We start from the raw sequence: 20,045 nt of genomic DNA on the forward strand, positions 1-20,045 counted from the left end.
AAGAAGCTGGCCGCCGAGCTGCGCAACTGGGTCGGCAAGGAGATCGGTCCGATCGCCAAGCCGAAAGAGATCCGTTTCGGCGACAACCTGCCGAAGACGCGCTCGGGCAAGATCATGCGCCGCCTGCTGCGCGTGCTGGCCAAGGGCGAAACCATCACCCAGGACGTGTCGACGCTGGAAAACCCGGCGATCCTGGAGCAGCTCAGGGAATCGATTTGACGGAGCGGTCGAACGAATGTCCGGTAATTACGTATTTCCCGGAAAAGTAGGGCGTCCGATGGGGGCGGGGGGAGCTGATGTATTTCCTCGACTCCATGCGAATGATCGTCAAACTTTCCCGGGAAGTCCGTACTCTGCATCGCGACATTTTACCGCTGCCTGGAGCAGCGTTAATGTCGCGTGAGCGGCCCGCGAAAAGAACTGCTCGCCGCTCTGGATCGTCGACGCTGAGATCCGGTGCGAGCGTCGCTAGCGTTGTCGGGTCCTGTTCAGTAATTACCGGAACTGTCGTGCTCCAGCTACCTTTTCTTTCTTGCCATTGAGGTGGATAGCTGCTCGCTGTAGATAAGGCGGCAGCCTGCTAAGCAGATTTTCACCTTGTCCGTTATTGCCAGTGGCTATGAGATGCGCCGCATATTGGGCAATGACTGCCTTCGACGCATCCCCTTCGGCTAGCGCCTGGTATATCAGTGCTGTCAGTTTCACGGGGTCATGACCAGCAGCGACAATGCTTCCCATAGATCATGCGCCTCGGCCCTTGCGGCCACGTCGTCTACCTCGTCTACACGTTCACCCTTGGCGTCCGCTTTTCCTGTTCGCTTGCGGCGCTTGCAGAGCTCGCACTGCGGCACAGTAGCCGCCTTGCACCGCATCCGCTTCTGTTTGCCAAAATTCACATTTATTTCCCGCCGAGTACTTAGTTCCCGGCTTTGGCAAGTTACGCAGCCATTTCCGGGGAGGGCAGCCTGGGCGATCCACGCCGTGCTGCTGCACTGGCGGCCGCCGTCACCTGCTTTCGCCTCCTCAACATGCTGTGTTGCCAATCTGACACTCAAGCCTCACTCAGCCGCAAAATTTCAGTTGCATTCTGAATTCAGTGTGATAAATTTGCAGCAGTAGGTTGAGTGCCGAAGAAAGCATCCCGAAAAACAAATACTCTGAACGGGGTTTCTTCATATTATTGATCTTTACCAAGCTGATTTTTCAAAATCAGGGGTTTCGACGTCCCTGAAAAGGCAACCAGATCGGCGCACAAAAGGATGGAGACAAAATGTGTGATGAAATGAAGTTGAACGGCGGTCCAGACACGACGCTTGAAAATGAGCAGCGCCGCAAAGTAATCAAGATTGCCGCGGCTGGGGCCACACTGGGCCTTTGCGGTTCCGCTTTTTCTGCAGAGCCGGCAAGCACTGGCGGAAAAGTCGAACTGAAACTCGATGACTTGCTTGTTGCTGACGACGCCGAAGACGGCGCAGCACCGTTGACACCAGCCGATTTAAAACCCGGAAAGCCAGTGCTGGCGTTTCCGTACGATCCCAAGACCAAGACCATCCGCTCAGGCTCACGCCTGAACAAAGTGCTTCTCCTGCGTCTCGAGGAAAGCAGTTTTGATGAAAAAACAAAATCATTAGCGGCAAACGGTGTATTGGGATTCTCTGCAATCTGCACTCACCAATCCTGCGAAGTTAAAACCTGGATGTCAAAAACAAAGGTTTTGGCGTGTTTTTGTCATGCTTCGATGTTTCAGCCCCTCGAATCCGGCGCTGTCGTATCAGGTCCCGCACCCCGCGCCCTGCCGACGGTGCCATTGAAAGTCGTGAATGGAAAGCTGGCGGTGGCAGGCCCCTTCAGCGCCCCGCCAGGAGTAGTGTGATTTTTTAAGTCAGAAACAAGCACCGGGCTTGCCGAAGTTCAAAATAACATAAGAGGAGACAAGTATGAAGCATCTGCTTAGCTGTTTTGCTTTCGCTATTGTGGCTACGACGGGAGCAACACAGAACTGCGCTGCATCCGATTACAAGGCGGTCACCGATGACCGCCTTAAAAATCCGGAACCAGCCAACTGGCTTCAATATCGCGGGAATTACGCAGGATGGGGCTACAGCCCACTGGCGCAGATCAACGAGAAAAATGTCGGCAACCTGGAGCTGGCATGGGCTTTCGCCACAGGTCAGGTCGAAGGGCATCAGGCACCTCCAATCGTCAATGGCGGCTATATGTTCATCACCACGCCGGGCTCTCAACTGATCGCCATCGACGCCAAGACTGGTCTGGAATTGTGGCGCTATAAAAAGGACCTGCCTGCCGACATGATGCAGCTGCATCCGACAAACCGCGGGGTCGCCTTATATGGAGACAAGGTTTATCTAGCAACAATGGATAGCCACCTCGTTGCGCTTGACGCGAAAAGCGGCAAGGTCGCATGGATACAAAAGGTCGGTGACGCGAAGGCCTTGAGCTATATGACACTTGCCCCGCTTGCAGCAAATGGCAAGATTATGGTCGGCTCATCCGGAGGTGAAACAGGTGTCCGCGGTTTTGTGGCCGCTTTCGATGCACAAAGCGGCAAGGAATTGTGGCGCACATTTACTACTGCAGCGCCAGGTGAGAAGGGCGGCGATACATGGCCCGGAGACACTCATAAGAACGGCGGTGGCTCGATCTGGATTACCGGGACATATGACCCCGCAAGCAACCTGGCGTATTGGGGCACGGGAAATCCGGCACCCTGGCCAACCGAGGGCCGAAAGGGTGACAATCTCTACACAAGCTCCACAATTGCGCTCGATGTCAGCACTGGTGCACTGAAAGCCTACCACCAGTACACGCCAAATGACGCCTGGGACTGGGACGAGGTCTCCGCCCCTCTTCTTATCGATACCGAGGTGAAGGGAAAGAAGATTTCCGCCGCAGTCCATGCTGGGCGTAATGGCTACCTGTGGATACTCGAACGTACCCCCAACAAGCTGGGTTTCGTCGGTGCGTGGCCATTCGTTCATAACAATGTATTCACGTCGATCGACCCGAAGACCGGAAGGCCTTCCTACGATTATTCCAAGCGTCCCGGAATGGGCAAGCCAGTCGGGTTCTGCCCTTCGCTGTGGGGTGGAAAGGACTGGCCACCTGAAGCCTGGAATCCAAAAACCCAGCTGTTCTACATTCCCGCGAACAATAATTTGTGCGCCGAACTGGGAGAGGCCGAAGATGTCAAGTATAAAAAAGGCGAACTGTTTATCGGTTACCCGATCGAATCAGTGCTGGGCAGCTTGCGCTATAAAGACGGAAAAAAACCGGGCACGATTGGCGAAATACAAGCTTGGGATTTGAAGACCGGAAAACAAGTCTGGACCCATAAATACCCTGGAATTAACTGGGGACCGTTGTTGACCACTGGCGGGAATCTCGTGTTCGCCGCCGGAACCACCGACCGTAAGTTCCGCGCCTTGAATGCAACTAATGGCAAAGTTCTGTGGGAAACAGCAATGGCCTCGGCAAGCACTGGCGTTCCGACTTCTTTCGAAGTCGACGGAACGCAGTACATTGCAGTTCAATCGGGCTGGGGTGTCGATGCTGAACGCGTGCAGAATGCCTTGAACGGGCTGAATGACACTGCGCCGCTCAAAATTCCGCAAGGCGGTACGTTGATGGTCTACAGACTGAAGAAGTGAAACCGTGAAGCGGTAAAAGAGCGGCGCGCTTGACAAATAACGCCATGGGCGCAAGCACATGCGAATTCCAAGCGCGGCTCGTCGGGCGCATGGCTGCGGCCAAGGCTATATGTGAGAACGCCGTTGCAATTAACCTTATCAAGGAAATGAAAATGGAAGAAGTTCAGCATAATTTTATCGGTAACGAATTTGTCAAATCTACTGGAACCGCCACGATTGAGGTCGTCAATCCGGCGAACCTGGAAATCGTAGGCGCAGTACCAGAGTCCACGGAAGCAGACGTGCATAGGGCGGTCGAGGCAGCAAAGCGTGCTCAACCTGGGTGGGAAAAACTTCCCGCGATCGAGCGCGCCACTTACCTCAGGTTAATCTCGAGCAAGTTAAGGGATAACAAGGAGCGACTGGCCACAATGATCGCCTCCGAACAGGGTAAGGTACTCGAGCTCGCCAGGGTTGAAGTCGACTTCACCGCCAACTACATCGATTACATGGCCGAGTGGGCCAGACGCATCGAGGGTGAAATCATCCAGAGCGACCGGCCAGGTGAAACGATATATCTGTATCGGAAGCCAATCGGGGTTGTGGCCGGAATTCTGCCGTGGAATTTCCCATTTTTCCTTATCGCTCGCAAGATGGCGCCGGCCCTGATTACCGGAAACACAATCGTTATCAAATCGAGCGAAGAAACGCCCCTTAACGCAGTGCTATTCGCAGAGATCGTAAAAGAATGCAACTTGCCAGCAGGCGTTTTTAACCTGGTCAACGGCGGCCGCGATACCGGGGCGCATCTGACTTCTCATAAAGACGTTGGCTTCGTAACATTTACGGGAAGTGTACAGGCAGGGATCCGCATCATGGAGACCGCCGCGCGTAACCTGACGCGTGTCAACCTTGAACTCGGGGGAAAAGCTCCAGCGATCGTTCTCAATGACGCAGACCTTGATCTTACAGCAAAGGCGCTGCATGACTCTCGCGTCCTCAACAGCGGACAGGTATGTAATGCCGCTGAGCGGGTGTATGTCCAACGCGGCATTGCGGATGCGCTCGCGAGCAAAGTCACTGAATTGATGGCCGCAACCCGCTATGGAGACCCACTGAAAGAGAAAGACCTTCATATGGGTCCGCTGATCAACAAGGCAGGGTTGACCAAGGTTGCAAATCTGGTCTCCGATGCGAAGAGCCATGGTGCCGAGATTCTAACTGGCGGCAAGATTTCAGATCGTTCCGGATTCCACTATGAACCGACGGTCTTGATCGGTTGCACCGACAAGATGGATATCATGAAGCAGGAGATCTTCGGTCCGGTATTGCCTTTGCAGGTGGTCGACAGTCTCGATGAGGCGATCGCTCTTGCAAACAATTCAGAATTCGGGCTGACTTCATCGGTATTTACACGTGACCTGAACGCGGCGATGAAAGCAACCAGAGAATTGAGTTTCGGTGAAACCTACGTTAATCGTGAACATTTCGAGGCAATGCAGGGGTTCCACGCGGGACGTCGTAAGTCTGGCATCGGCGGCGCCGACGGGAAACATGGTCTGTTGGAGTTCATGGAAACGCACGTCGTCTATATGCAGACCAACGGCTAGCAGTCGATATCACAGCGGCCTGGAGGATACCTGGTCTGCAGTAAGCTAGCGCTATCGATCCTCCAGTCTTCTTCGGTTTCCTCTTTTAATAATCTGCAATACCTTGTTCACGATACGGGATAAAAATGAAAAAATCGGCACTCGGACTCAAGCGGTACACCAAGACAATCAGTCACGCTATCGCCATCGTCGCCCTCTCTGTAATCGGCACCTCCGCGCAAGCACAAGTGTCACGTGGATTCATTGCGCCGCATGAGTACACTCTACCGGTGGGCTTTGATCCATTCAATGTCTTCGTCGAATACGCGACTCTCCAAAAAACCGAGCGCGTATGGGATGCTAACGGAAAAAAAATAAGTGGAAGCGATACTGATGTATTGGTGGCGTTGAGCAAATACGTCCATTTCTGGACTCCCGCTTCGAATCGGAACATCGGTCTGGCTTGGGAAATCATTGTCCCTAAAGTTGGAGTTCGGGACAAGATTACACGAACATCACTGGGCGGGATTGGCGATCCTCTGACGGGCTTTGCGGCCTGGTATAAGCCTAGAGACAACATGACCCTGGGCATGGACCTGTTCCTGCAAGTACCCGTTGGCGACAAGGATGTCGGAGGAGGAGACCGGTGGAATGTGATCGGTGCAATCATCTTCGATGCGCAGTTTGATAAAATAAACTATACCGGCAATCTTGGCATGAACCTGCCCGGTGCACCGGTGGAGGGGCTGCGTCCCGGGAAAATCTGGCACATGAATAATCGCCTGGGATATCGTGCGACCGATCTGATTGAACCGTATGTTGGTCTCGACTATGAACGTCAGGAAGCCAGGTCGGGCCTTCCAAAGAACTATGAAACGGTTGCTGCGCTCGGTGTCATGTTCCATACCTTCAAAAATTCGAGTATCGCCGTGCATTACCAGAAAGGCCTCGACGGAGAGTCCCGGCCCGAATCCAACAACCTCAACGTGCGGTTTGTTTATAGCTGGTGACTTACCTGGCGGATAGACGCTTCCCGCAGGCCTATCCGCGAAGTCGCTGCCATATTGGATCTGGGTGAAACGTTGGTCTGAAAGCCAAGGGAAGCAGTTCGTTGTCAACGGTTGAGCAAGACTCCTTGCAGGAAACCCGCAACGAATTGCTTTCCTTCAGATCAGCAATCAGAAGCCCGACCTTGCATTTTCCTCATCAGTAGTCGGAACAAAATACCGTCATCTGCAGGCCTCGACGTCCTACAGTCGTGCCTCTTATCCGTAGAATAAAGGGCAGCAACATGGATTTTTCAATTCCTCCGTCTTTGCTGGAGCTACAGCAGCGTGTTCGTCGCTTTATAACGGAAGAAATCATTCCCTATGAAAATGATCCTCGGCAGACGCCACATGGTCCGGATGAAAGCTTGCGCGACGATCTCGTCGACAAAGCACGAAAGGCAGGCTTACTGACCCCGCATGCGTCTGTCGAGCACGGAGGACTTGGGCTTAGCCATGTCGCCAAAGCCATCGTTTTTGAAGAGGCTGGCTACTCGCCGTTGGGTCCCGTGGCATTCAACATCCATGCTCCTGACGAAGGTAATATTCATCTCCTGGAGGCAATCGCTACGCCGGAGCAAATAGATCGGTGGGTGAAGCCGTTAATCGGGGGGACAATCCGCTCCTGCTTCGCCATGACTGAACCCTCGCCCGGCGCCGGTGCAGATCCTTCAATGCTGCAAACGACAGCGGTGCAGGACGGGGATGACTTTATTATTAATGGCGAAAAATGGTTCATTACCGGGGCGAAAGGCGCCGGCTTCGCCATTATCATGGCAAAGATGGAGGATGGCACCGCAACCATGTTCCTGTCCGATATGGACCGCCCCGAAATCGAATTGACACGGACGATGGGTGCGCTGGATACATGCTTTACCGGCGGTCATGGGGTTTTGCGCATAAAAAATTTGCGTGTGCCCGCTAATGATGTGTTGGGTGAAGTTGGCAAGGGCATGCGCTATGCACAGGTCCGACTGGCACCTGCGCGGTTAACTCATTGCATGCGATGGCTTGGGCAGGCTCGCCGGGCGCACGATATAGCGCTCGAATATGCGCGTCGACGTGAAGCCTTTGGCCGTGTGCTCGGTGATCATGAAGGGGTAAGTTTCATGCTCGCTGACAACGAGATGGATCTCCACACTGCTCGCCTCCATATCCTGCATACGGCATGGCTCCTTGACCAGGGCGAGCGATGCAATTTCGAATCCAGCCGCGCTAAGGTGGTGTGCTCCGAAGCCGAGTGGAGAGTTGTCGACCGCAGTGTCCAGATCCTTGGTGGACAGGGCGTCACCCACGAAACGATCGTCGCCCGGATTTTCGCGGATATGCGGGCTTTTCGTATTTACGATGGTCCGAGCGAAGTTCACCGATTCAGCCTGGGCAGGCAGATTGTCGCGGGTAAAAAAGCAAAGCCAAACAGCCACTCGGAGCGCCAATGAACCACGCAGCCTTGCAAAACCTTTTCGGCCTCGACGGACGGATCGCACTTGTCACAGGTGCCTCGAGTGGTCTCGGGCGACACTTCGCCGAATTATTAGCTGGCGCAGGAGCCGTGGTCGTTGTCGCCGCACGTCGCCTGGATAAATTGCAGGATCTGGTTGAGTCGATCCGGGCAAAACAAGGCCAGGCTCATTGTGTTGAAATGGATGTCACGGACGCCGCCTCGATCAGCAGGGCTCTGGACCAGGCAATTTCATTAGCGGGAGTGCCTGACATTCTCGTGAATTGCGCCGGGAATACCGTTACAAAGCCTCTGTTGGAGCAGACAGAAGAAGACTGGGACAGCGTGATCGATCCGAACCTCAAAGGTTCGTGGCTTATTTCAACCGAGACGGCGCGACGTATGGTTGCCCTTGGGAAGTCAGGTTCCATCATAAACATTGCGTCGGTTCTTGGCGAACGCGTTGCTGGCGGAGTCGCACCGTATGCAATTTCGAAAGCAGGCCTAGTGCAGGCAACCAAGGCAATGGCACTTGAGCTTGCCCGTTACTCCATCAGGGTCAACGCACTGTTACCAGGTTACGTAATAACAGGACTGAACCGGGAATTTCTTACAAGCCAGGCCGGAGAGAAGCTCCGGATGCGCATCCCTAGCCGTCGTTTCTGCGAATTGTCTGACCTTGACGGCCCGCTCCTGTTACTTGCATCGGACGCAGGCCGTGCCATGACGGGCACTTGCGTTGCCGTTGATCGCGGCCATCTCGTCAGTACCCTCTAGTCTGGTGAAATCTATGGAAGAAGCACTACGCATTGCAGTTGAGCGATTTGTTGCAACAGCAGCAAACGCGTCCAGTGTAAATATTTGCAGCGCAAAGCTGTTGTCGGGTGGTGCTGTCCAGGAAAACTGGCTCATCGAAACGCAGTTTGTTGGGGGGCCATTTGACGGTATTATGTCCCTCGTGCTGCGTTGCGATTCTACTACTGCAGGCGTTGCGATCAGCCATAATCGCGCTGAAGAATTTGCTCTTCTAAAGCTTGTCTTCAATGCCGGTGTAACAGTTCCCCAGCCTCTGTGGTTATGTGATGACCGAACGGTCATCGGGCGCCAGTTCTTCATCATGCGGTGTATCGATGGAACGGCGGCCGGCCACCTCCTGGCTAGGAACGCTGCTTATACGAGCCACCGCAAAGGATTGGCTGAACGTCTGGGGAAAGAGCTCGCAAGAATACATTCGATTCGTCCTCCGCACCCAGAACTTGATTTTCTCCCACTCACTGACGAGACGCCTGCAGAACGTCGAGTAAAGCAGTACCGCGCTTTCCTTGACTCATGCCCTACGGCTTATCCCGCCCTCGAATGGGGATTGCGCTGGCTGGAGCGCCACGCCCCCGTGCAAACTACCACCACGCTTTGTCATGGCGATTACCGTACCGGCAATTACATGGTCAACGAGAATGGCTTGACCGGGATTCTTGACTGGGAATTTGCCGGCTGGAGCGATCCGATGGAGGATATCGGCTGGTTTTGCGCGAAATGCTGGCGTTTTGGGAACGTAGCTGCTGAAGCGGGCGGCATCGGCGACCGTGCGGATTTCTATAGTGGATACGAAAATGAATCGAAGAAGCTAATTGACAGAATATCGATCAAATATTGGGAAGTGATGGCGCATGTAAAATGGGCGGTCATAGCGCTCCAGCAGGCCGATCGCCAGATGAGCGGCGAGGAAAACTCTCTTTTGCTCGCTCTAACGGGGCATATCGTCCCCGAGCTCGAATGGGAAATATTAAACCTGACGGAGAAAGACTGATGCAGCAGCTTCCACAAGGGGACGCATTGCTTGAATGTGCCCAAGATTTATTTCGCGTTCATCTACTGCCGACGATTGGCGCCGACCATAAGCATGCGGCGCTGATGATTTTGAATGCAATGGCAATTGCGTCAAGGCAATTCAAATCAGTTCGCCGGTATGAGTCGGAGGAGCTGGCTGAGCTCCAGGAATTTCTACCGGAAAAATGCAAGACACTGTTAGCCGCTAACCAGGATTTCGCGCGGATCATCAGAGAGGGCGCTGGCGATCCGGGGCAACCGCAACGGGAAAAAATACTGTCCCATTTGAGGCATGCAGGGCGGCAGAGGCTTATGGAAAGCAACCCGAAGATACTCGATTCCGGTGATGCCTGACGAGAGTCATAACAGGGTCGTCGAGCGTTCTTGACGCATTATTGAATAATCAATGTCGACTGACGTATGACTTGGTAATGAGTCAGGCAATGGAAAGCCAGCTCCTTGCAAGGGAATAACAGGCCATTACCGCTCACACTTTTCAGCTTTGCATGCAGATCGGTCATCGATAAAAATTGATGATGCATACATAAGGCAGCCACATGGGGTTGTATTTACATAATTTGATATCATTCGTGAGGGTAGCTACCTCATGACGAAGATTTTCCTGGCTACTTTCCCGTTTTTTGCGATTATTCTTTGCGGATATGGAGCGACAAGATTCAAGCTCCTGCCTCTCGAAGCCATCCCGGGCTTGAACGTTTTTGTATTGTACTTTGCTCTTCCCTGCATGTTATTCCGGTTCGGGGCGGGTACGCCGATCGAAAAATTACTTAATTATTCGGTCTTTGCCACCTACTGCACAGCAGCCCTTCTGATTGTTGTAATAGCAATATTAACAACACGAAAGGGCGATACTGGATGGAATGACGCGGCGTTCGGGGCGCTTGTTGCCTCTTTCCCAAATACGGGTTTTATGGGTATGCCCCTGCTTGTGAGCATTGCTGGACCAAAGGTCGCCGGCCCTCTGATCATATCGCTTTCAATCGATATGATTATTACGTCCTCACTGTGTATTGCGTTGTCGCGCTTGTCAAATGGGAGCGGGGCGGGGATGTATCGAACTGTTAAAGACGCGTTAAAAGGCGTAATCATAAATCCTTTGCCATGGGCTATTCTCCTGGGCGGCGCTGCATCGTACATGAACTTGAGAGTGCATGGCCCGATCATGCACGTCATTGAAATGCTGGCGGACACTGGTTCGCCTATGGGGCTGTTTGCCATCGGTACCGTATTGGCGCGATCCCACATGACGGCGGCCGGCAGTCCGGGAAAACAACATATGGCCAGTGACACTATGCTAATTGTCTCGTACAAGCTGGTACTCCATCCGCTGCTGGTTTTCGGGATTGGAAGTCTTGCGATGAAGGCCGGATTGCCCTTGGACTGGTTGTCGTTAAGTGTATTGGTATTCGTGGCTGCGCTGCCGAGCGCCAGCAATGTTTCAATTCTGGCGGAACGCTTCGGGGCGAGGACGGAAAGGATCGCTTATATAGTTCTTATTTCCACGACCTTGTCGTTTTTTACCCTGTCATTTGTTTTAGCCCTGTTTTTCGGCGATTCGATCTAGGCGAATTAACAGCCCTGTGATCCTGATAACAGCTAGAACATCTGGCCTGGCCGGTCAGTTCGTCCAAACCACCCGGCAACGGCAGTAATCCCGGAGCCTCATCACTTCATCACGTATTGCAACGTGTGCAGGAAGGCGGATTCGGGATTGATTGCGGTTCGAATTCGGCATGCGCATATCTGTAAAATTTTATCAAGGAGGGAAATCATGGCAATGATTAAAGATGTCGTCATCGTGGGCGCAGCGCGCAGCGCTGTTGGTTCATTTGGCGGTGGACTGAAGGATATCTCGGCATGCGACCTTGGCGGGCAAGTGGTCAAGGCCGCTTTCCTGCGAGCAAACGTCGATCCCATGCAAGCTGGACAAATTGTCCTTGGCAACGTCATCCATTGCGAAGCGCGCGACATGTACCTGTCGCGAGTGGCCGGCATCAACAGCGGCATGTCGAAGGATTCAAGCGCTTTAACGCTAAACCGGCTATGTGGATCTGGCCTGCAAGCAATTGTGTCGGCGGCCAATGCAATCCAGCTTGGCGACACCGAGGTAGCCGTGGGTGGTGGCGTGGAAACGATGAGCCGTGCTCCATATTCCGTACTCGCGGCGCGCTGGGGCGCACGCATGGGCGATACGCCAATGATCGACATGATGACGGGCGCGCTTTCCGATCCGTTCGGCGCAGGTCATATGGGCGTGACAGCGGAAAACGTTGCGGAGAAATTCGGTATAAGCAGGCAGGCGCAGGACGCGTTTGCATTGGAAAGCCAGCGTCGTGCCTTGACAGCGATTGCCGCCGGTTATTTCAGGCAGCAGATCGTGCCGATCGAGCTGCAGCGGCGCGGGGAAACCATTTTCTTCGATACCGACGAATATCCAAAGGAAGGACTGACGCTTGAATCCATGGCGAAGCTTCGGCCGGCATTCAAGAAAGATGGCGGAACGGTCACGGCAGGGAACGCATCAGGTATCAACGACGGCGCCGCAGCCTGCGTCCTGATGAGCGCAGACGCTGCGGTGCGTGAAGGTGTACAGCCCCTTGCGCGCTTGGTATCGTACGCTGTCGCAGGCGTAGAGCCGTCTTTGATGGGAACCGGGCCGATCCCCGCAGTCAAAATTGCGTTGAAGAAAGCTGGGCTCAGTCTGGACGATATGGACGTCATCGAGTCGAACGAGGCATTTGCGGCGCAGTCGCTGAGTGTGTGTCAAGGCCTTGACCTTGCCCCTGGACGTACCAACGTCAATGGCGGTGCGATTGCGCTCGGTCATCCGCTTGGGGCGAGTGGCGCGATTCTTACCGTTAAGTGCTTGTATGAACTTCAACGGGTCGGAAAGCGTTACGGCTTGATTACCATGTGCATCGGCGGTGGCCAAGGTATCGCGGCGGTAATCGAACGCCTGTAAAGGCTGTGTTGGCAAAGTGCAGACGTACGAACGCCTGCGACTGCGTACACTGCCGATGCCCGTAAACATCGGCAAAATATCATGTCGCACGTCGCACGTCGCACGTCGCACGTTGCAGGGGTAAGACGATGGAATGAGGCAAGGCTGGGTGCAGAAGCATCGAATGCTCATGTCAGGTGACGCGCTGCGGCCCGGCCGAAGATTCTGGAAAACCTGGACTGGTAGCACAGGGTGACGCTGCGAAATCAGCAAATGCTGATCAAGCTGCCGGGCGAATGCGTGATTGCCCGCCTTCCGGCTGGGTGGTTGCGCGGCAGGTACCTGCCGCCATTGTCACAGTTGCTTTATGCGACTCGGGCCGCCTGTAGGGCGGCCAGGCCATGAAGCGCCGGGGTTTGGATTCGCGCGCCGGCATTGTCTGCGCAACAAAGTCATTCTCGAGCGAATGTTGGCGTAACTGCCGATCATCAATGGGCCGCCAGATCGATCTGAGCGAGCTTTTTACGCTTTGAATCGCGCGTATCGCTTTCCACAGCCATTAACACATGAGCGTCCTGATCTTGCTTGAGGCTAGCCGAAAATTGACTCTCCTCCAGGCAGTTAATCATGAAGTCAGCTGCGGCAGAGATATGCAGCCGAGCCAGTTTTTCCGCCTGCTCTTCGTTACCGCTTCCAATCGCTTCCAGAATATCCGCGTGTTGGGTCCAGATATTGCGTGGCTTTTCCTCCTTATTCAAGACCTGACCCATGACTCGCTGTGCGGTAATCCAGTGGGCATCCATTGCAACTGGAATCAGGGGGTTTTCTGCAAGGTCGTAGATGAATTGATGGAGGGCCATGTCGGCAACAATCATCTTCCGGTATGACTGTTCGGCAACGGCATCCATGCCGGCTTGAATGTAGGCTGGCCCTTCCTTCTTGGCCCTGGTCGCATTGAGCGACGCAGCTCTTCTACTCGCCAGACCCTCGACTACGGCGCGCATGTCATACATATTGCGCACATAGCCAAGATCGAGAGGCGCAACCTGAAGGCCGCGGCCCGGGGCATCGAGCAGAACGCCCTGATTCTTCAGAAGGAGCAGGGCTTGCTGCACTGGTTGCCTGGATACCCCGAGCACTCGAGCTACCCCTTCCTGGATGATGCGTGCACCGGGACGAAGCCGACCTTCTGAAATAGCAGTAAGAACCGCCTTATGGACCTGCTCAACCAAATTCGGGTAAGTCTCGATTTCGTTCGTTTCCAGTTCTTTCATGGCGCGCGACCTCATACAAAACGTTCAATTATTACAAAGTCTCGCTCGCTTCCTGCCGCCACGCGAGTTCGGCATCGTCCCAGGCCGAAAGCGCTTGAAGGTCGGGAACCCAGGCAAGACCGGATCTGGCATCTGACGACACTGCTTCCGGTGTCACCAAAACATCGAGCAGAGCAGGTCGATTGGCCATTGCCCGCTCTATTGCCGCGGGTAAATCTTCCGCTTTTTCGACGCGCTCGGCATGCATGCCCAGTGAGCGGGCCATGGCCGCATAATCGGAAAATCGAAGGCGCGTTCCAGTCACTTTTCCATGTGTCTCTTGCTGGTCACGTACTTCAATCGCCCAGGAACCATTATTAGCGACGACAACCAGGAGGGGAGCCTTGTGGCGCACTGCCGAGTCAAGTTCCATGGCGTTGAATCCGAACGCTCCATCGCCGGTTGCGACAATCACTGTCCTTTCGGGACAGGCAAGGCTTGCGGCAATGCCGAAAGGTGTGCCCACGCCGATGCAACCAAGCGAGCCGGGATCGAGATAAGTTGTTGCCGGTAGACCCACGCGCGCGAAGCTCAAGAAATCTCCACCGTCGGCAACTACAATAGCATCATCTGGCATTGTATCCCGAATCGCTGACAAGAGCCGGTTGGGATGCATTAAGCCGTCTGAGCCGGGCTGTACTGTACGCATGGATTCCACCAGTTTATTTGATCGCTCAGAATGCTTTACTCTCAGCCCTTCAACCCACTGCTTGTCAGTGGCTGGCTTCCGGTCACCGGCAGCATGAAGGATTGCTTGCAGCGCCATCTCTGGAGAAGCCAGTAACTCTACCTCGCCTCGACGGTTGTCGCGCAGTTCGCTGGCGCAGTCGGCAATACGAAGGAAACGCGCTTCTCCAAAGATCGCGGGCGAGCCGTAGGCAAGCTGGAAGTCCAGGCGGCGGCCTACTGTCACAATCAGATCGGCCTGTTCCATTGCTTTGCTGCGCATGGCGGCCACGACAGACGTGTGCTGTTCCGGCACCAGTCCGCGGCTTTCGCCTGTATCGAGATAGGCGGCATTCAGGCAGGTCAGCAAATGGCAAAGCGATTCCCCAGCAGCTTGCGCGCCACGTCCCGAGATGAACAATGGGCGTTTAGCCGACCACAGGAGATCGACTGCTGCCTGAACAGCGATCGGATCAGGTAGTAGCCGTGGCAGGGCCCTCGGTAAGAAATGTTCTGGCAGCTGGACGGCGGACGGGACCTCACTTCGTAGCGTGTCCACAGGAAAGTCGAGATAGACCGGGCCGGGGTCGCCTGCCTCGCCTCTGGCCCGTGATACTGCCTCGTCCAATTCCTGTAAAACCAGCTCCGGCTGACGGACCGTTCTGGCGTAGCGTGTGATTGAGCGAACGAGATCCGTATGCACCATGTCTTGCAGCGCTCCCCGGTTTTCTTGAGGGGAGGGCGGTGTACCTGACAATACCAGCAAGGGGACGCGTGCGACATGGGCGTTCGCGATGCCCGTCATGGCATTCGTTACGCCAGGGCCCGCCGTCACCAGGGCAACACCGAAATTTCCTGTCAGCTGGGCCTCCGCATGGGCCATATATACAGCGGCCCGTTCATCGCGTACATCGACGATCTGGATCCCTTCAGCGTCGAGACGCATCCAAATCGGCATGATATGGCCGCCGCACAGGCTATAGACCCGCTTGACGCCACGCTGTTTGAGGAATCTGGCAATGAGCGCAGCGGCGGACTTGTCGGAAATTGTCTTAACGGTCATGTTACCTCCTGATGGGAAACAAACGATGGCCAAGCGTCATGGCGACTGGCAACGCATGGACGAATTTAAGCGGCTGACCCAATAATTCTACCGCATTCTGAATTCAGTGTTCTATAATTCACCAGCTTCATACATGACTTTTCCTGAAAAAAATTCTGGAGACCTGACCTATGGATCACCTGCTTACCATCTCCGATGCGGTTGCGACGCAAGCATCTCTCTATCCAGCTAAACTCGGCGCCAAGGATTCGCGGCGGACCCTTACGTATGCGCAGTGGCATGAACGCGCCACCAACCTGGCACAGGGATTGATGGGAATTGGCCTTCAAAAAGGCGACCGGGTTGGCATCTTGGCTTACAACCGCATCGAATGGATGGAAATTTATGTGGCACTCGCACGCGCCGGCATGATCGCCGTGCCGATCAATTTCCGCCTGACTGCTCCTGAAATTTCTTACATTCTGGATAACTGCGAGGCGGATGCACTGATATCGGGACCGGAGTTCAATGACATCGTGGGCTCCATTCGCAAGGAAGCTTCGGCATCCAACAGGCATTATGTGGTACTTGACTCCGAACCCGACAGTGGCTGGATTGGGTATGAAAACCTTATGCGCCCGCAAGCGTCTGAATTCACTCTTCCTGAAGTGCATTCTGAAGAAACCTGCGCCCTGTTATACACATCAGGTACAACCGGGCGGCCGAAAGGGGTGATTCGTAATCATACCGGCAATGCGCTAATCGCCCTTGCAACAGCACTCGAGATGGGCTTTACCCGGGACGATACGGCCTTGCTCGTAATGCCGATGTGTCATGCCAATTCGATCTATTTTGCGATGACGTTCATTCATATCGGTGGCACCTGCATCATTGACGACAAGAAGAGCTTCGATCCTGAGGAGTTGCTAGCGGTTCTCGCGAAGGAAAAAGTCACCTTTACTTCACTTGTACCGACCCATTACATCATGGTTCTTGCGCTCCCCGTCGAGGTCAAGAGCCGTTACGATATGAGCAACGTCGGCAAGCTTCTTGTCTCTTCAGCACCTGTGCGCAAGGAAACGAAACGGGCAATTCTCGACTATTTCTCCAATGGCAAGCTCTACGAGTTATACGGGTCAACCGAAGCAGGATGGGTCACGCTATTGCGGCCGGACGAACAGCTGGAAAAACTGGGGTCTGTCGGAAGGGAGTGGGTTGCAAGCGGCTTGATCCGGATAGTTGATGAGAATGGCATGGACGTGCCGGATGGCCAGGTGGGGGAACTGTTTTCGCGAACTCCCTACGTCTTTAGTGGATACTGGAAGAATCCGGAGAAAACGGCGCAAGCATTTCGAGGGGAATGGTGTTCCGTCGGCGATATGGGACGCCGGGACGAAGACGGCTATATCTGGTTAGTCGATCGTAAGAACAACATGATTATCAGCGGCGGAGAAAACGTGTATCCGTCGGAAGTGGAGTCGGTGATTGGCGGTCTTAGTAAAGTAAAGGATGTAGCGGTCATCGGTCTTCCAGATGAGAAATGGGGAGAAAGGGTGCATGCCGTAATCGTTCTTCATGACGGCCAGCAAGCGACAGAGGCTGAAGTGCAGGCATGGTGCCGGACCAGCCTTGCAGGCTACAAGACGCCGAGATCGGTTTCCTTTATCACTGACGCAGAGATGCCGCGTACTGCTACCGGAAAAATCCTGCATCGCGCGCTGCGACAGCAATTCTCCGCGGCGCGCGATGTAGCTGCGTGAAAACACCCACGCAATACGTCGCTGGTTTGGCAATAGCCAACCTGCGCGCCTTGCTCAACAATTCAGCAGGTAGTTTAATTGTTCGGATTGTCGTCGGTCTTCTTGCAGCCGGTGGCCATGCTTTGTTGCATAAACCAGCCTGTACACCCTGGCTACACTCCAGGCAGAAGCCGCTGCCGTAGTCGACAGCGCAAAGGCCGGCTGAGCGAGTGCGCAGGGCGAACGCGTTGCAGAGAGGGACAGGAGCAGCGGCTGGAAGATGCTCGCCACGAGCATGACGCCATGCAGGAGCGCACGGAGCAATCGAGCGCCGAACACGCCGCCGAGCGGGGGAGGTTGGCGGATCGTACTCGTTTGGCTGAGGATCGGCTCGCCGACATGGACAGACGCGCGGTCCTCGAAATCGACAGGGCGCGAACAACCGCGGTGAAGCTTCAGGAGAAGGCCGAAGCGGAACGGGCAGAACATGCTGAGGCCAATGAGCGGGCACGCATCGAGCAAAACGTAACACAGGCGACAATCGGGCAGCTCTTGGAACAGGTCGGCGCCCTCCAGAATTCCGTTAAGACCCTGACTAATGAGCGCGGCCGTAAGAGGGCAGCGTTACGGTCAGGGCGGAAGCAGCTAAAAGCAGCTATCCGTCAAGCGGCTACCGATAGTGCACGAGCAAACCTGCTAGGGGACGAGTTGGAGAGGCGCCTAACCAAAACTACGACGCGTCGAGAGCCATCCACTCAGCGCAGCGTCAGCACACGGCAGGGGGCAAAGGAGTCAGCGGAAGCGACGGATAAATAGGTCAACTTTTCCGCCTCCTTTGGAATTTTGGATAGCTGGTCGATGCCTCAACGCCTGTGATGGAACACGGAAACCGCTTGATTGACAGCTGACGATGCGGGGCGTGAAAGGTGAGAAGTCGACGATTCATCGGGTTACTTCGCGCCCCTTGCTTTAACTCGACAATATATTTGCTAATGTCGAGTTCGTTTTATTCGATATTGGTATCACTCCTTGAAACCTCCCTGTCCATAGCAGTCGCGTCACAAGCCGCACAACGGCCATTGAGCGCATGCGCAAGCTCACTGGCTTATCCGACAACACAAAGGTCAGCAGCGCATTTAGACTGGCATCGGCGCCAGACGCTAATAATTCGAATTCATTAGGCCCTGCGTACGATTCTTACGCGGGTAACGGCACTAAGCTTGACTTCTACAGCCCTCGAACTACCGCTGGGCTCTCGTACATCATTCGTCCCGCGATTGAAAGCATGTCGGTCCATGCCATCAGTGTGCGATCGAAAGCTCGCTGCAGCACCTGTGGCCGTTTCCTGTAGCGGAAGGAATAAGCTGCCGTAGCACCGAGAGGATTTTGTTCCGTTCAAGACCTTACTTGCAGGCAAGCCGGGCGAGCACCGTACAGGCCTCAGAATCCCGTTGCCGCCGGCGACGATGTGCCGTCCGCACTGGAAGGATAGTGTGATCGCTCTGTTGGCGACAAAATGATGTGAGTATCTTGTCCGTCTGTAGCCTCGGGAACTTAGAGAGGCACGACGGAATTCTGTGAACATGTTGAAAATGGATCGCTGCGAGCCCAAAACGGGGCTTGGGGAGCGACAAAACGGTGTGAATATTCTGAAGGCGCACTTGGAACCGTAACAGGATAGTGTGAGCAAGTCGCGTTCGTTTCAAGGTGCGCAAGAACGCACGGCATTCTGTCGCTATCAGCGGGATATGCTGTCGGTCGACTCCTGCACACTGACGACGCGGGGAGGCGGCAACCGAGATCGGGCTACGGGTGGCATTTGACATAATATAGATTATGCGTCTTTTCGATGCGGTCGCTGTACCCGTTAAATCTCGTCGCACCTCTCCAGCGCACCAGATCTCGGAAGTAAAGCCATTAGGTCTTCAGAAGCAAAACTATGAGATGCCGCTGCTCGCTCCCGTCTTACGCATTTACGCCCAACCGCTTCCGGGCTTTGCATCGGCGACGCATCAGCCGTGCCTACAGGTTCCCGGATCGCGGCTGTAGTTGCTCGCGCTCCCCGAAGTCGGGACACGTCGTTCTGGCCCGGTGCGCCACTGCGCGCGAAGACGTTGGTCTAGTTGCAGAGTCTCGGCATGCACAAGCTGTTCACCCGCCGAGCCGGCCTTGGCCTCGGCCTTGTCGACTGCGATGGCGACGTCCGGCTGGTGTGGCTATTGACTCGACGCACGTCGACTGAGCGGATTTCCACAAGGTCGCCACCAGTCGCCAGTTGTCGTCGCTACTCGTCTGCAGATCCGCACGCTCGATGGAGACACGGGAGCGTTCGCACGGCGGGTTTTAGAACCGGCTCAATGCTTCGATCGGCCCCGACATGCTGCCGCTGCGCACCAGCAGATAGTGCGTGGTTGCCGTTGGCGTAATGCCATGTTGATTCGCACGCCGCGATCTTTATTCACTTTGAGCGCGAGACGTTCCTGACAAAGGCCGTTACTGTGCGCCGACTGCGAGGGCCAGGTTCGCGGCTCAGGCAGCCGGACAACCATTCCTTCATCCGGTTCCCCGCCCTCTTCCTCGAGCACGGATCTGGCCGCTCGACCAGGCCAGACGGCAGCACACGATGCTCATTCGACTGAATTAGGTAATTATCCTACCTAATGCCGGGCGGCGTGCTGATACAGCAGTGTGATTCCAACCAAAATATGTAATTAAATTACACAAAAAGGTTGTTAGCGCGGCAAAAAGTTTGTAAGCTGGGTCAGCCGATGCG

Annotated in this window: 15 protein-coding genes; 12 read left to right on the top strand and 3 right to left on the bottom strand. The window is 54.7% G+C overall.

Features of this window, described 5'->3' with window-relative positions:
- Positions 1 to 219 (top strand): AMP-binding enzyme (locus tag ACFPOU_RS15335; RefSeq protein WP_417568526.1); only part of this gene is annotated, 219 nt, incomplete at its 5' end.
- Between the two features lie 276 nt (positions 220 to 495).
- Here ACFPOU_RS15335 and ACFPOU_RS15340 read toward each other — a convergent pair.
- On the bottom strand, positions 496 to 738 hold the full coding sequence (locus ACFPOU_RS15340) for a hypothetical protein (RefSeq protein WP_379722911.1): 243 nt from the start codon (positions 736 to 738) through the stop codon (positions 496 to 498).
- Between the two features lie 532 nt (positions 739 to 1,270).
- Here ACFPOU_RS15340 and ACFPOU_RS15345 point away from each other — a divergent pair.
- From ACFPOU_RS15345 to ACFPOU_RS15390, 10 genes are all read left to right on the top strand, one after another.
- Complete coding sequence (locus ACFPOU_RS15345; protein WP_379722914.1) at positions 1,271 to 1,873, top strand: QcrA and Rieske domain-containing protein; 603 nt, start codon at positions 1,271 to 1,273, stop codon at positions 1,871 to 1,873.
- A gap of 64 nt (positions 1,874 to 1,937) precedes the next feature.
- On the top strand, positions 1,938 to 3,668 hold the full coding sequence (locus ACFPOU_RS15350; protein ID WP_379722917.1) for a PQQ-dependent dehydrogenase, methanol/ethanol family: 1,731 nt from the start codon (positions 1,938 to 1,940) through the stop codon (positions 3,666 to 3,668).
- Between the two features lie 29 nt (positions 3,669 to 3,697).
- The gene (gene aldA / locus ACFPOU_RS15355; RefSeq protein ID WP_379722920.1) at positions 3,698 to 5,257 is read left to right on the top strand and encodes an aldehyde dehydrogenase; all 1,560 of its coding nucleotides are present in this window, start codon (positions 3,698 to 3,700) and stop codon (positions 5,255 to 5,257) included.
- Positions 5,258 to 5,382: 125 nt separating this feature from the next.
- Positions 5,383 to 6,246, top strand: coding sequence for a transporter (locus tag ACFPOU_RS15360; RefSeq protein WP_379722923.1), 864 nt, complete (start codon positions 5,383 to 5,385; stop codon positions 6,244 to 6,246).
- Positions 6,247 to 6,527: 281 nt separating this feature from the next.
- The gene (locus tag ACFPOU_RS15365; RefSeq protein WP_379722926.1) at positions 6,528 to 7,721 is read left to right on the top strand and encodes an acyl-CoA dehydrogenase family protein; all 1,194 of its coding nucleotides are present in this window, start codon (positions 6,528 to 6,530) and stop codon (positions 7,719 to 7,721) included.
- Positions 7,718 to 8,500 (top strand): SDR family NAD(P)-dependent oxidoreductase, encoded by a 783-nt coding sequence (locus tag ACFPOU_RS15370; protein ID WP_379722929.1) that lies wholly within the window; start codon positions 7,718 to 7,720, stop codon positions 8,498 to 8,500. The genes ACFPOU_RS15365 and ACFPOU_RS15370 overlap by 4 nt, the downstream gene beginning before the upstream one ends.
- A 13-nt stretch (positions 8,501 to 8,513) precedes the next feature.
- Positions 8,514 to 9,530, top strand: a complete 1,017-nt coding sequence (locus ACFPOU_RS15375) for a phosphotransferase family protein (protein ID WP_379722932.1) — start codon at positions 8,514 to 8,516, stop codon at positions 9,528 to 9,530.
- On the top strand, positions 9,530 to 9,904 hold the full coding sequence (locus tag ACFPOU_RS15380) for a DUF6285 domain-containing protein (protein WP_379722935.1): 375 nt from the start codon (positions 9,530 to 9,532) through the stop codon (positions 9,902 to 9,904). The genes ACFPOU_RS15375 and ACFPOU_RS15380 overlap by 1 nt, the downstream gene beginning before the upstream one ends.
- Positions 9,905 to 10,157: 253 nt before the next feature.
- Entirely contained in the window at positions 10,158 to 11,135 is a 978-nt protein-coding gene (locus tag ACFPOU_RS15385) for an AEC family transporter (RefSeq protein ID WP_379722938.1), read from the top strand.
- A 213-nt stretch (positions 11,136 to 11,348) separates the two neighbouring features.
- Complete coding sequence (locus ACFPOU_RS15390; protein ID WP_379723303.1) at positions 11,349 to 12,533, top strand: acetyl-CoA C-acyltransferase family protein; 1,185 nt, start codon at positions 11,349 to 11,351, stop codon at positions 12,531 to 12,533.
- Between the two features lie 467 nt (positions 12,534 to 13,000).
- On the opposite strand, the gene ACFPOU_RS15395 is transcribed toward ACFPOU_RS15390, so the two are convergent.
- Together ACFPOU_RS15395 and ACFPOU_RS15400 are read right to left on the bottom strand one after the other, a co-directional pair.
- A complete protein-coding gene (locus ACFPOU_RS15395; protein ID WP_379722941.1) occupies positions 13,001 to 13,786 on the bottom strand; it encodes a GntR family transcriptional regulator in 786 nt (261 codons plus the stop codon).
- Positions 13,787 to 13,817: 31 nt separating this feature from the next.
- Positions 13,818 to 15,554 (bottom strand): thiamine pyrophosphate-binding protein, encoded by a 1,737-nt coding sequence (locus ACFPOU_RS15400; RefSeq protein WP_379722944.1) that lies wholly within the window; start codon positions 15,552 to 15,554, stop codon positions 13,818 to 13,820.
- Between the two features lie 170 nt (positions 15,555 to 15,724).
- Between ACFPOU_RS15400 and ACFPOU_RS15405 the strand changes: the two genes are divergently transcribed.
- Entirely contained in the window at positions 15,725 to 17,293 is a 1,569-nt protein-coding gene (locus tag ACFPOU_RS15405; protein ID WP_379722947.1) for a class I adenylate-forming enzyme family protein, read from the top strand.
- Positions 17,294 to 20,045: the final 2,752 nt, after the last annotated feature.

The organism is Massilia jejuensis, from assembly GCF_042656795.1.
GTDB classification, from domain to species: domain Bacteria; phylum Pseudomonadota; class Gammaproteobacteria; order Burkholderiales; family Burkholderiaceae_D; genus Telluria; species Telluria jejuensis.